This is a genomic window from Streptococcus sciuri (assembly GCF_024814375.1).
GTDB classification, from domain to species: Bacteria; Bacillota; Bacilli; order Lactobacillales; family Streptococcaceae; genus Streptococcus; species Streptococcus sciuri.
On the sequence record NZ_JANUXX010000011.1, the window covers coordinates 20228 to 33842 of the forward strand.

At 31.7% G+C, this 13615-nt stretch carries 12 protein-coding genes and 2 pseudogenes; 8 read left to right on the plus strand and 6 right to left on the minus strand.

Annotation, left to right across the window (positions count from 1 at the left end; translation table 11 throughout):
- The first annotated feature begins 14 nt into the window (after positions 1-14).
- Positions 15-1436, plus strand: a pseudogene (locus NXS10_RS08035) (ATP-binding protein).
- A 463-nt stretch (positions 1437-1899) separates the two neighbouring features.
- On the opposite strand, the gene NXS10_RS08040 reads toward NXS10_RS08035, so the two are convergent.
- Genes NXS10_RS08040 through NXS10_RS08055 form a run of 4 tightly spaced genes read right to left on the minus strand, consistent with a single transcriptional unit; the run spans position 1900 to position 6249 of the window.
- The gene (locus NXS10_RS08040) at positions 1900-2706 is read right to left on the minus strand and encodes a hypothetical protein (protein ID WP_259139321.1); all 807 of its coding nucleotides are present in this window, start codon (positions 2704-2706) and stop codon (positions 1900-1902) included.
- Positions 2696-3259, minus strand: a complete 564-nt coding sequence (locus NXS10_RS08045) for a hypothetical protein (protein WP_259139322.1) — start codon at positions 3257-3259, stop codon at positions 2696-2698. Before NXS10_RS08045 ends, NXS10_RS08040 begins: the two co-directional genes overlap by 11 nt.
- Complete coding sequence (locus tag NXS10_RS08590; protein ID WP_259139323.1) at positions 3237-5075, minus strand: phosphotransferase; 1839 nt, start codon at positions 5073-5075, stop codon at positions 3237-3239. The genes NXS10_RS08045 and NXS10_RS08590 overlap by 23 nt, the downstream gene beginning before the upstream one ends.
- Positions 5068-6249: a radical SAM protein gene (locus NXS10_RS08055; RefSeq protein ID WP_259139324.1), complete on the minus strand. Its 1182-nt coding sequence runs from the start codon at positions 6247-6249 to the stop codon at positions 5068-5070. The genes NXS10_RS08590 and NXS10_RS08055 overlap by 8 nt, the downstream gene beginning before the upstream one ends.
- A 186-nt stretch (positions 6250-6435) precedes the next feature.
- Here NXS10_RS08055 and NXS10_RS08060 point away from each other — a divergent pair, with 186 nt between their 5' ends.
- Positions 6436-7305 carry a helix-turn-helix domain-containing protein gene (locus NXS10_RS08060; protein ID WP_259139325.1) on the plus strand — a complete coding sequence of 290 codons (870 nt, stop codon included), beginning with the start codon at positions 6436-6438 and terminating at the stop codon, positions 7303-7305.
- 764 nt (positions 7306-8069) lie between these two features.
- On the opposite strand, the gene NXS10_RS08065 is transcribed toward NXS10_RS08060, so the two are convergent.
- Positions 8070-8477, minus strand: coding sequence for a type II toxin-antitoxin system death-on-curing family toxin (locus tag NXS10_RS08065; protein ID WP_259139327.1), 408 nt, complete (start codon positions 8475-8477; stop codon positions 8070-8072).
- Positions 8474-8695 carry an AbrB/MazE/SpoVT family DNA-binding domain-containing protein gene (locus tag NXS10_RS08070; protein WP_259139329.1) on the minus strand — a complete coding sequence of 74 codons (222 nt, stop codon included), beginning with the start codon at positions 8693-8695 and terminating at the stop codon, positions 8474-8476. Before NXS10_RS08070 ends, NXS10_RS08065 begins: the two co-directional genes overlap by 4 nt.
- A 562-nt stretch (positions 8696-9257) precedes the next feature.
- Here NXS10_RS08070 and NXS10_RS08075 point away from each other — a divergent pair.
- From NXS10_RS08075 to NXS10_RS08100, 6 genes and pseudogenes are all read left to right on the plus strand, one after another.
- On the plus strand, positions 9258-9836 hold the full coding sequence (locus tag NXS10_RS08075) for a hypothetical protein (RefSeq protein WP_259139330.1): 579 nt from the start codon (positions 9258-9260) through the stop codon (positions 9834-9836).
- 221 nt (positions 9837-10057) lie between these two features.
- Complete coding sequence (locus tag NXS10_RS08600) at positions 10058-10240, plus strand: ATP-binding cassette domain-containing protein (protein WP_259139332.1); 183 nt, start codon at positions 10058-10060, stop codon at positions 10238-10240.
- Between the two features lie 52 nt (positions 10241-10292).
- On the plus strand, positions 10293-10925 hold the full coding sequence (locus tag NXS10_RS08085) for an ATP-binding cassette domain-containing protein (RefSeq protein ID WP_259139334.1): 633 nt from the start codon (positions 10293-10295) through the stop codon (positions 10923-10925).
- A complete protein-coding gene (locus NXS10_RS08090) occupies positions 10909-11652 on the plus strand; it encodes an ABC transporter permease (protein ID WP_259139336.1) in 744 nt (247 codons plus the stop codon). The genes NXS10_RS08085 and NXS10_RS08090 overlap by 17 nt, the downstream gene beginning before the upstream one ends.
- A 9-nt stretch (positions 11653-11661) precedes the next feature.
- Positions 11662-12177 (plus strand): LytTR family DNA-binding domain-containing protein, encoded by a 516-nt coding sequence (locus NXS10_RS08095; RefSeq protein ID WP_259139337.1) that lies wholly within the window; start codon positions 11662-11664, stop codon positions 12175-12177.
- A 668-nt stretch (positions 12178-12845) separates the two neighbouring features.
- A pseudogene (locus NXS10_RS08100) lies at positions 12846-13615 on the plus strand (hypothetical protein); the annotation flags it as partial.

The following is a 13615-nucleotide window of genomic DNA, read 5'->3' on the forward strand; positions in this document are numbered from 1 at the left end:
TACATGATTCAAGAATATCCTACTACCAATCCTCATTAGAAAGCTAATACTTAGATAGAAAATCTGCACGTAAAAAACCGTCAGAACTGCTCAAGCATTTAATTGCTTTTGCCAATGCTGATGGTGGTCAGTTGGTTATTGGTATTGAGGATGAGAAACAAGGAAATATCATAACAGGTTTCAAGGACGCTAGAGCTTATCCGATTGATGATTTTAAGAAAATTGACCGTGAGATGCGTGAGACTCCGCTGGATTTATCATTTGAGGAAATCCCTGTGGTTAATCACAAGGGAGAAGCTGATCTCATTCTGATTATCTCTGTTGAATTATCTTCCAATCGTGTCATTGCTGCACCGAATGATGATGTTTATCTTCGTCAAGGTGATGAGTCAATAAAGTTAAGTTATGAGCAATGAACACAGCTTAGCTATGACAAAGGGCAACGCTTTTTTGAAGATGAAGTTGTTTTGGATGCGACCTTGGAAGATATTGACGAAAATATCGTTCAGGATTTCAAAAGTCACTTTGATTTATCAGATTGTTCCACGGAGGAAGTTCTTAAAGCAAGACGATTCTTGGTTAATGGTAAATTGACTAAAGCAGCAATTTTACTTTTTGGGAAGTATCCTTCTGCTTTTTTCCCTCAAGCACGTGTTCGTTTCCAACGATTTGATGGGACGGATATGGGAACAGGAAGTAGCTTTAATGTTATCAAGGAAGTGACTTTTGATGATGCTTTGCCAGTTCTGATTACCAAGGTTAGGGACTTTATCCGTACACAGCTTCGAGAATTCTAGTATCTAGATGACAATGGTCAGTTTCAAATTTTGTCTGAGTATCCTGATTTTGCTTGGTTTGAAGGTATTGTTAATGCCGTCACTCACCGTGATTATTCTGTCTATGGAGATCATATTCGTGTTTTAATGTTCGATGATCGCTTAGAGATTCACAGTCCAGGTAAGTTACCAAATATTGTAACGGTTGAGAATATCAAACATGAACGTTTTTCAAGAAATCCTAGGATTGCGAGAACCCTGACTGAATTTGGTTGGGTTCGTGAAATGAACGAGGGTGTTAAGCGTATCTATTCTGAGATGGAATCAGCTTTTCTTCATGAGCCCAAGTATTCAGAACCAGGTAATAAGGTAGTGTTAACGTTAGAGAATAGCATAACCAGTCGAACATTACGTACAAGGGATTCTTTAGAGAATAAAGTTGAAGATTATAGCAAATTAAGCGTAGATGAGAAATTATTACTCCAGTATATGTATAACACTGGTGAACAGATGACCACAAAAAAAGCCTCAGAATTATTGGGGCGAAGTGTATCATATTCGTCAAAATTACTAAAAGGGTTGCGTGACAAGAAGATTTTAACTTGGTATGGAACTAGTACAAGGGATCGTAGTCAGTACTATAAATTAGAAATGAAGTAAAAACGAAGAAAAACGAAGAAATTTTAAATGGACAATTTCCTTAATTACATAAGCTCCGAAAACAGATTTTTGGTAATCCTTTTGGTAATCTTTCGAGACTTGGTTTTTGAGTAATTATGAAGTTGAACAATAAATCTACTTCATTTAGCATTGTCAAGATATTCTGCAAACTTTTTAATGGATTGCTTTTCACCTGATTTTATAGCCTGACTATAAGTATCTAAAGTCATCCAGTCATTTTGATGACATCATATAGTCGTGAAAAATCCTTGTACGGCACCGTATAAAGTATGGCAATGCCCTTAAAATGTCAAAAGGACTTTGCGAGCTCCGACAGTGTATACGCACTGTCCAAAAATAAAAACATCAGCGAAGGTCAAAGTGACGCTTTTTAGCTGATGCTTTAATTTTATTTTGGGGAACATCCCACCCCCCTTATCTAAAAACCTTCTTTAGGGTTAAACTAATTTTTTATCTCAATACAATTTAATTCAAAATTGGCAAATCTTTCAGACAACTTATTACAAATTTCTTGACCGATTTTTGAAGAGGTGACATTACCAAAAATAATATTATAATTATTTTTTATTAAATACTCATATTCCTTTACACTATTGCGACCAATTTTGAAGTTAAAAATATCATCTTTGTTAATGTCATTATTTTTGACCCTGTTTATGTAGTTATGACTATCAAATATTAGATGACATTTTTCAAATTCAGATTTATTTCTGTAGTTTTCAAAGTTTTCAAAAGGTTGTTCTAAGTAAACTTTAGTATCAGGAAATTGACTTTGGATTTGTGCTACGTCTCTACTTAAGTTATCAAGATTACTAGAATTATTGTAATCAATAATAAGTGTTTGAGGTATGGTGTCCAATTTGAAAATCCATTTTGGAGCACTTTTATAAGCCTTTATTCTTAAAAAATCGACTTTTGGCATCAAGGTAATTTGCTTTGTTAAATCTATCTCAATACCTGAAAGACGAATCTTCTTTTTGGTAACATTTCTTCTTGAAATTAAAAAATCTCTCCATGAAATATGATTTATAATAATAGGGTTAGAGGTATGCATACTATCCATATATTTTAATAAACTTTTTTCTAATTTACTGGAATCAGTTCCCATGGAAGGGCTATATGTTACCTCCCAAAATGAGTAGGGACGTTTATCATCAAAATCAATAAAAAAGATTTGTTTTTGGAATATTGTTCCGCTTGCACTGCCAAAACCATTTGGAATATTTAAAGTATCTGTTTTAAATTTCATTTCTATAACCTTCAATAAATATTATAAAGGGGAACTTCATTTTTAATAGACGAAAATATTTGATGTAGTCTTTAAATCCATCCTCTATTTCGTTGAGTAAAATTTTATGAGGCTTAGTCTCAGTTATTAATTTTTCTATTATGGATAATTCAATATCATAAGATAAGGTTATTGTTAGCCATGTATTCGATAGTTTCCCATAAAGTTCCCAATTTTCTAACCAAATTTTTTGTAAATCAGTGGAGTCATTTCTTAATAGTACGTCTGTTCCAATGTTTATACCCAAATAGTTAGATGCATTTGATAGTATATTATGAATTGAGGCTATTCTAATGTGTCCTCCTGTTGCTAATCTAAAATATGAATTTTTTGATTGGAGTTGATGTATGACACTCTTTAGATGTAGAGGATCTTCCAGAGGCTCTCCGCCTGTAATGATATAGATTTCTTTATCATTTATTTCAGGATTTTTAATCTTAGTACCTGTTTTATTAAATGGACAATGATTACATCCGGCACTACAATAAGTGTTAATGATTAATGGTATTGCCAAATTTTTTTACCTCCATTAATAAGGCTAGATATTCATCCTTAAGATCTTTGGTGTATTTTGAAGTGGAATTCCAATTAGAAATCTCTTTAATTTTATTATCTAAATATGCTTCCACAAATTCAGTATTTTTGTATAAACTTAATTTGATTGGGCAAACATCCGAATGATACTGAGCTATATCAGCGAGATATTTAAATCTTTCATTAAGTGTCAGATGAAGTTTGGGATGAAATAAAAGAGAGATTTCATCGGTTATTTTATAACCCATGCCAGAAAAATCCCAGTCAATGACTTTATATTGTTTGTTTGATACTAAGATATTTCCTGGATGTAAGTCTTCATGGCTTAATGTAATACAACTACAAGGATATTGAGTGGTAGTATCCTCTATTTCTCTAGTTTTTAGTCGTTCAACAAGATTAGTTATTATATCCTGTTGTTGATCAGAATCTAAATGTTCTAACTTAATCCCAGAGAAATACTGATAAGTCAATGAATTATCGTCATTATTAATAATTTTTGCAACTGGTAGTGTAGTTGTTTCTTGTATCTCTTTTATCTCTGATACACTATTATATAAGGCATGTTGTATGGGATAGGATTGCCGTATATTTAACTTTGATTTAATTAAATCAATTATTAATGTAGTAGTTTTATTTGATAGTGAGCTTGAGTCATGGTAGTCAAGTTCAAGTTTTTTGGTTTGCCAAATAACAAGAGAAACGACAATTCCAGTTCCCAAAATTAGTAATGCCCATAAAAGCTCTAGTAATTGTAATTGGCTACTGAATTGCGTAAAAAAGAAATTTGTTACTATCAAAATGATGCCACTACCTACGGAAAGAAAGCTAAACCAGCTAGCTTTCCATTTTTGCTTAGGTTGAAGATTGCTGTAAAGTTCGCTCATAATTGGTCTATATATTCCTTTTATTAAAGATATGACGATGTATCCTATGATGATAGAAATTAATTTATTTAAGGAAAGTAAAGATAATGAGATAGCGAAGAAGAGAGTAATTATAGTAATTTTGAAGGGTGTGGTACGATTGTTAATGAAATTATAAACTCGCCTTCCTAATCCCACTGATGATATTATATTCCCCGAGGCAAATAAGCATGATAGTATAAGTAAATTATCGGATAAAAGTAACTGTATGCTTCTATTTTGAAATTGTACGGCGCCATCAAAAACAGAATAAATAAAAATAGTTGAGCAAAGAATAATAAAGTATTTTGGAGTAGTTTTCAATGACCAGCCTTCATATGTCTGAACCTCTGGTATTGAATCATCTATAATCTTAATTTGTAATACATTTATTGCTGATAGAAAGATGGTGATACATTGAATAATTAATGGAAGTAAAGTATTAAATTGATAGGCTACTACACTTATAAAGAAGAGAGGGATTGTAAACAAGTAGAATGATTGGGATAATTTTGAATAATATTCGGAAAAACCACTACCTGAGATACTTTTAATAATTGCAATCTCGACACCATTTATCAGGCTGTCTGCTAGTACTGATAGAATAGTAAAAACAATATATGATGCTAGACCAGAGAGCAATAGAGGAGTCAAAAATGAAATGGAGAAGATAATTAAGCCAATAAAATATGATATTTTCAATCCAACTTTGTCTGAGATAAATGAAAATGGGATATCTAAAATTAGAGATATTATTGGTACTATAGCTGCAATTGTTAGATAAGGTTGTAATGGTATTTTTTGTATATTTACCCACCAAATAGGTAGAATAAGCATAGACATAGCGGTGCTTCTTAAAATATAAGATAATTGAAAAATGTTTTTATCCACAGAAAACTTTCCCCCTACATCCTTTGCATATCCCAGTATTGCGGAGATGTTCCTTTATTTTTGCTAAGTCCCATGTGTCATTTGGAAAATCTTTTAAAGTTGAAAATGCAGGAGCATAAAAGCAAGGTTTAATAGTTTGATCATAGTCAACTACTAGTGAATAATTTGGAAAATGACAAGGTTCTGATGAATTAAGCGTTTCTTTTGATGTTAATATTCCTTTATAGTAATTTGCACATTTTTTAAACTGTGAAACATTCCAAGAAAATAATGATTTTGAGCTGGCTTCCTCAATGATTTTATAATTGTCTGATTCAGTGTTTTCCAAGGAAGCTATAAAATCATTGAGATAATCTAAATCGGGAAATAGTCTGTTTCTTAATAGCATAGAACGCTCGAAATTCATATTTCTAGAAAAGCTAGATGATGTAACATCAATAGGATTGAACCCGACACTATCAATGTCTAACTTTTTACATAAATCAATTAACTTATCTAACTGATTTAATGTATACTTTGTTAAAGTAACACGAATTCCTACGATAGTTTCTGGTGAATACTTTTTGAATTCAATAATATTATGACAAACCGTTTCAAATTTGTTAATACCTCGAATTTGTTTATATTCTTCAGGAGAGAAACCATCTACAGAGACGATTAATGCCTCTATATTTTTTTGATATAAATATGTGTTTCGAGATAATAGGGTTCCGTTAGTATTTAATTCTACTCCCATACCTAGAGAATGAATATCATCAATAATTTGCTCTAGTTCAGGATTTAGTGTAGGTTCACCTCCAGATACCATTATGGAACTTGCGCCATATTCTGACATTTTCTTGAATGATGGATAAAGCTCTTCTGCAGTACGAATGTTTCTTTCTCTGGTTTTCCAACAATCACAAATTGTACATGGGCTATTACAATTTTGAATAATATGAACTATTGGTGTGTTTAATCTAAATGTATCCTCAGTCCATAATTGTAGCTCATCTAGATGGATACAATTCTCTTGTAAAGCTTTTTGAATAATTTGTAGTGATTCATTTTTTGATTCAGGTAAGTTACCTTTTAAATAAGAGTGTAGTATATTTGCAGAGTCTGGATCTACCTCATAGATTTCCAAAGTTTCTAAGTCTGTTATTTCTCTACTTTCAAATTTAAATAGAAACATTATTGTTAACCTCCAATTTCTCTCAAAACTACATAGTGATAATGATTAAAATATTTGCTAGGACGATAAGGGACTGTGACAATAACGTCATTTTCATTTTAGATTCTCCTCTTGTTTGATTTTTTATTTTGTATTATTATATAATATGAGTCACATACCTATATTTTTGTAACGGATATACAACATATGAAAAATTTAACAGGAAAAGTTTTTAAAATAATAAGAAATTCAAAACAAGTGTCACTTAGACAGGCCGCTGGTAAATGTATTTCTGCGGGGCAACTTTCAAGATTTGAGAGAAATGAATCTCATTTAACAGTAGATGTTTTTTTGAATTCCTTAAAAAGAATGAATGTCTCTCTTGAAGAGTTTCAGTACCTTTATAATAGTTATTATCAAATAAATGATGTTCGTTTATCAGAAGAATTATCTGAAGCTTATGTGTCTAAGAATATGGCAAAATTGAATAAGATGTTAGCCTGTAGTCGAAAGCTTATGGATGAAGCGTCAGATTCACTAGAATTACGAACGCATACTCTAAATTGTATTGTTATTAAAACTATAATGGCTTACTGTAATAGTGATACAACAGTGACAGAGCATGAAATAACATATCTTATGGAATATCTATTTTCGGTTGAGGAATGGGGAAGGTATGAGTTATGGCTATTTACAAATACTGCTGGTGTTTTATCTATTGAAACTCTGGATACTTTTTCTTCGGAGATGTTAAAGCGAACACAGCTGTATTACAGTAATTCAAACAATAGAAGAAAAATACATCAAATGCTTTTAAATGTTATTAATCTTTCAATTTCTCGTGGAAGAAATGATATTGCAATAAAATATATTGCACATTTAGATAAATTAAATATTTTAGATACTGACATGTATGAAAAACTTCTTTTGAAATATAATAAAGCTTATTATAGTTATAGTAATGGCAATAACAAAGCCCTAGATGTTATGAAACGGTGTGCTGAGTTCCTGGATTTTATTGATTGTGAAGATCTTTATTTGCGTTTAAAAGATGAAATAATCACTCTAGAATCTTGATGTTATGGATATGATACGTTTTTATAGTAATTTAGCAAAAGATGGTAGAATACCTGTAGTTAATAGGAAAGGAGAATTGTTATGGCTAAACCTACTATTCGTAAGGTGTCAAGCAGTAGAACAACTTGCTTTGTATCACCAAAACAATTGAAAAAAGATAAGAAGAAATAATGCATCTTTTTCATCGAAAATACTGCAGTATGTATAAAATATTGGTAGTATGATTGAAGAGACAAATTGTTTTTATATCCAATGAGTTCTCACAGGTTGTGGGAACTCATTTTCTATTATTTGTTAAGCTTTCTTTAGTTTATTGATGACACTATTTTGTACTGTTGGAAACCACGATAAATAAGCTTCTAGAACTTCTTTTTTGATAATTAGATGTTCTAGAAGATATGTGATTATTTTTAGGGGTAAGCTAGTGAGCTTAAGTAAAGTCTCAGTCAAGCTTATAATGATAGCTGTAGCTTAATATCCTCAAAAATGAAACTGATGAAAAGGTTTTGAAAAAATGTTCGACGCAATAAATACAAAATTTCTAAGTTTAAAAAGTCAAACGTTCTTTTCGATTATTAGAGATAAATTGAAATATGTTGATTCGAAAGTTAATCAGGTTAACATAGAACCCCCATTATTAAAGCGTGAATATTATAGCGATCTGTCTAAAGAAATGATATAAGTTAGAATAAAAAGTATACTTACTAAAACAAGTAGACTACAAAAAAGCGGTCTTCAACGAAAAGTTGACAACCGCTTTTTAATTATAATTTAGTTATATTTCCATCTTGTTTGAGAAAATGAATCATTGTTTCCTTTAATTCTTCGAAGTCCCCCTGAAATGTAGCAATTTCAATTGTCTTTTCCAAACCATCACTTAGTGAGAGATGGGATTGATAGCCATTCATTGCCAGAAACATATGCAATGCAAGAACAGCAGTTCGTTTATTGGCGTTGTAAAAAGGATGTTTCTTAATCAAATTTATCCAAATAATGGTAGCCTTGCTGTAAATATCTGGATAGAGCGTTTTTCCAAAAATCTCTTGTTTAGGCTGTTCAACAATCATCTGCAAGCTATTAAGGTCAGCTATTCCAACGGGTTCTTTGGGAGAATATTTGCCAATAACCATGACATTGATTTTGATAATATCTTCAGCAGTTAGATATTTCATCTATCTACCAATTCTTTCAAGAGTTCATCGTATTGGTTCATTGCTTTTTCTAGTTCTCTGTCGAAATCAAATTTTGGTTCGGCTTTACGAATGATGACATTATTCCCCGAAGTGATAAATTCGATTTCTTCACCAATTTCTGCTCCGAGTGTCTCTTTAATTTTATTGGGAATGGTGATGACAGTGCTATTTCCAGTTTTTCTCAAGATAACATTCATGGTTCTACCTCCTTTTGTATATACATTATAAAATGAACTTACAAAAAAGTAAAGTAAATACATGATTTTCTCAACCACATAAGCTCCGAAAACAGATTTTGGGTAATCTAATGGTAATCTGTTAAGACCTAGTTTTAAGAGCGATTAAGCTAGAATGGCTATTTTGCTTTATTGAGGTAATCTGCAAACTTTTTAATGGATTGTTTTTCCCCTGATTTTGTAGCACGGCTATAAGTATCTAAAGTCATCCAGTCATTTTGATGACATCATGTAGTCATTAAAAATCCTTGTACGGACAATGTCAGCCACCGTGTCTGATACGGGAAATCTAGAGTTCATCTAAGAATATAATACTAGGACTTTGCGAGCTCAGACAGTGCATACACACTATCGTAAAAATAGAACTATCAGCAAAGGTCAAACTGACACTTTTGAACTGATGTTTTGGTTTAATTTTGGGGAGAATCCCCAAACTCCTGTGCATCTTATATGTTGATTTTTGCAACTTATAGACCAAATGAACATAAATTTTATTGATGGAGTTATACTAATAATATCAAACGTGACAACAGAAGACTTCATAAAGTTTAAAATTTTGAACCCACTCATATACTTACAGGAACTTGTGAAAATTATTGCTTCTGACTTATGGTTTTCAGAAGATTCATATTATTTTGCTTTGTCAGAAATAAAACAAGAGAATGCTTTAATTAGCTCTAACATCAGTCATTTGTTGAACAAAATTATTTGTACAAACTATAAACGAGGAGGGAATGTTCCATTTGAAAGTTATAAAGAGTGGTTTTATAAAGTATTATCTTCAATGAGTTGTATGACAATCTCTAATCAAATTGAAAAAAGTGAAGATTTCTCTAGAAATTGTGCAGATTTCTCTGAATTAACAAGTAGTTCAAGTGGCGGAGTTCTTAGCTATAATGATGTCGATTTCTTCTATTCATATATCAAGTTAGCACTTTCAGATATTCCCAACTTTTCTAGTTTTTATTTCTTACAAAATTTTTCGAATCATATTAATAAAAGATTGAAGAAGTTGAGGAATTCGGGTATTTATTATACATTTTGCTTTTGTAAATATCATAGAGAATATGTAGAGTTTTTTTATCGTTATCTCCATAAATGAAACAGTTCCAAATTGTTATGACTATATTATTGATGAACTAACTGCTATTTACAGAGCTTATGATTATTGTGAAAATCATGATACTGGAGTGCGAGAATTTAAAGAAGATTTGTGCGCAATATATTTGACAGACGCATTTATTGAGAGTAATATTCCCGAATTTACTTCTGCTCAAAGAGATTTTGTTAATAAAATAATTTTGATGTTAGGTGGTGATTAAAGTGAATAATGTTTTTGAAATATCAAATATTACCAAATCATTCAAAAATAAACAAATATTAAAAGGTGTTGACTTGGTTGTGAACAAGGGTGATATCATTGGACTTTTGGGTTTGAACGGTGAAGGAAAGTCCACTTTAATAAAAATAATTTTAGGTATACTTTCTCAAGATTGGGGAGGTTAAGAGGAATTTCGAGATTAAATCTGATGTTGGGGTTATGTTACAGGAAATTTCTATGCCTGAGAAGATGAAGGTCTACGAATGGTTAGATATGGTGAAGCGCTTTTCAACCAATTCCAAATCAGTCGAAAGTGTTTTAGATAGTGTTAACTTAAGAACAGTAAAGAATAAATATTGTGACTCTTTATCAGGTGGACAACAAAGACGAGTTCAATTTGCTACTGCGATAATTAATAATCCTAAAGTGCTTATATTGGATGAACCAACAGTAGGGATGGATGTCGTATCAAAAAAAGCATTTTGGGAGACGTTAAACACGTTTTCGTTCAGTAAAGATTTGACAATAATCTTAATTAGTCATGATATGGAGGAAGTTTCTGAATTCTGTAACAGAGTACTTATTTTGTCAAAGGGGCTATTAGTTTTAGATAGTAAAATGACTAATGTTCAGGGTAAAATCGAAAAACGTTCATCATATTCAGTAGATAAGAGTCAAATAACTCAAAAACAATTAGAAGAAATTAAAAAATTTAGTTTTGAAGAGACTGATTCTGAAATAAAATTTAAGTATCAAATGATAGATGAAGTAGTATCTGTAGGGAAAATTCCTATTTCGATTATAAAAAAGAATCAAAGTAAGCTACGTCAATATTTTATGGAGGTATTAGAAAATGTTCCAATCGAGTAGACTTTTCTTCTTAATATGGTTAGATATAAAAAGGGTTTTTAGAGATACCAAATATGTATTATTCATCATTGCTTTGCCTGTTATTTTTTATATTATATATACAGCGATTTTTCCTAAGAATGCTAATGTTAACGGTGTACCGTGGTCAGAGTATTGTTTAATTTCTATGATTGCTTTTGGTATTATGGGGAATGCAATCAATCTCCTTGGTACTAAAATTGCAGATGAACGAAAGAAAAAATGGTATACTTATTTGAAAGTATCTCCAGTTAATTCTATTTATTATGTAATTAGTCATGTATTTTCATATTTGTTGATCTCGGTTGCTTTTACATTCCTTATGTTTGTAATTGCCTACCTTTATAAAGGAATCAATTTAGGAGTACTTGAAACGATTAATATAGGAATTACATTAAATACTGGAAGTGTTGTGTTTTTAATTATGGCCTTGCTAATCGGTAGATTAGATAGTTTGTCTCAACCAATCGGAACCATAACATATTTAGTACTTTCTTTTTTAGGTGGTTTATGGATGCCAGTGGCAGCTATGCCCAAATTTCTTTCTCAGATTGCAACTTTCTTGCCATCATATAACTACGCTCGCCTGGGGTGGCGATTGTTAGAAAATAAAGGTATTGATGTTAGATCTGAAACTATTCTCTTTATTTATATGATATGCTTCTTGGGAATCTATATCTTATTACAGAAAAAGGAGCAGGCTAATTAGGAGGCTTTTTTGAAAATAAACGAGTACTTTGGAAATATATCTAAATTAGAGAAAATGTTGTCCAATTGGATTGATTTACCAGTCTCTTTAAACGTACGATCAGCAGAGGCGAAAAATATAACATTTCTTTTTGAAAATTTTAGTGAGGAAGAGATCGTTAGTTTCTTTAAAGATAATATTCAACAGACTGAACATGTCGTTGTTGGTTATCGACAAAATGACATTTATGGAGATATATTAGGGAAATGCGACTATCAGGATGTGCTGTATTTTGAAGGTATTGGTGATAAGGTATTTGCTTATGCTGACAATCTCACTTTGCGTCTAAAAAATAAGTTGTATGAGATAGAAGAGTTCAGCAAATTATATGTGAGAATTAGTAAATCTTTTATTGTTAATATATTAGTTGTAGAAAAAATTTATCCTTCTCTGAATGGAAAATTTATCATCGAATTAACAGATGGTCAAAACTTAACGGTTTCTCGAAAATATAAAAAACAATTTTTAGAGTACTTGGAGGGTTAGTGGTGAAATACTTAAAAAAACTTCTACTCTTGCTTTGCATTGGTGCAATCTATAATCTATATTTTACTCTTATAAATTCAAGTTTAACGTCTTGGATCAATATGATTGTATTCATAGTATTCGGATATGTAGAGGTGCTTGCTTTAGAGTTATTATTTAAATACTCCATTAAATTTCAAAAAAACATCTATATCCAAATACTTACTATATTTTTAATATCTAGTATAGTTGAAATAGCATATATGCTGGTTACTGGTTTGAGTTTTACTATAGCAGTCCATTTTGTTTTGCTAGGAATACCTATTACAATCATTGGTTTATTGTATTGGAAATATTATGTTGATAAAATTGAAAAATTATTAAGAGACAAAAAATCTAATCTATCGAATTGATTTTCATCATTAACATTGCTATTCTAGTTTCTCAATAACATAAACTCCGAAAACGAGTTTTTGGTAATCTAATGGTAATCCATTGTTTGTAAGATTAGATTATAAGTACCTATATTCAATGAAAACGAATTTTGAAAGCTTGGTTTAATAGGCTTTTACAGATATTTGATTTTTGTTACCCATAAAAAGATAAAAAAACCTAAAATCACTTGACAAAATCGGGGGGGGGGGGGGTAAAATGTAGTTAGAAATATCCAAAAGGAGAAAAACACAACTATGAACAAAACACTCAAATCCCTTGCAGCAACTACTGCACTCGCGATCGCAGCGGTTGGTGCACCAGCTTTTGCTGATGAAGCAACACAAGCAAAAGCTGATACGCCTGATAAACCAGTTGTCACAACTGAAGCACCAAAGACTGAAACAGCGCAATCATCTGATGCTGCTAAACCAGCTCTTGATGCACAAAGTCAAGTGGTATCTGATGCTAAAACACAAGTAGCTACTGCACAAGACACAGCAAATCAAGCTGATGAAGCCGTAACAACTGCTCAAGCTAACGTAGATACCGCAAAAGCAGCTGTTAAAGATGTTGCAACAACAGCTGACCAAGCAACAAATCTTTCAGAACAAAAAGCAAATGAGACAGAAACAAAGGCTGTTAATGATAAAATCGCTGATCAAACAGCAACTGCCGCAACTGCTAAACCAGCTGTTGACACGGCACAAAGTGAAAAAGATGCAGCAGATGCTGACGTTGCAACAAAAGAAGCAACCGTTCAATCAGCCCAAGCTGCTGTTGATGGTACAGGTAAGACTGAAACCCCTACTGCTTCAACTGATGACAAAGCAACTAAGGCAAAAGAACTCGACTTGTTGAAAACCATCCTAGCGACTAGTAATGATATCATGCTAAATGAGATACAAACATCTGATGAACAAGTATACTTTCTCGGTATGCCAACTGAAGAACAAAGTAAGAAGTTACATCAAGCCCTTGATGATTACAGTAAACTAACAGGTAAAACTGAATTGGCCATCAATGG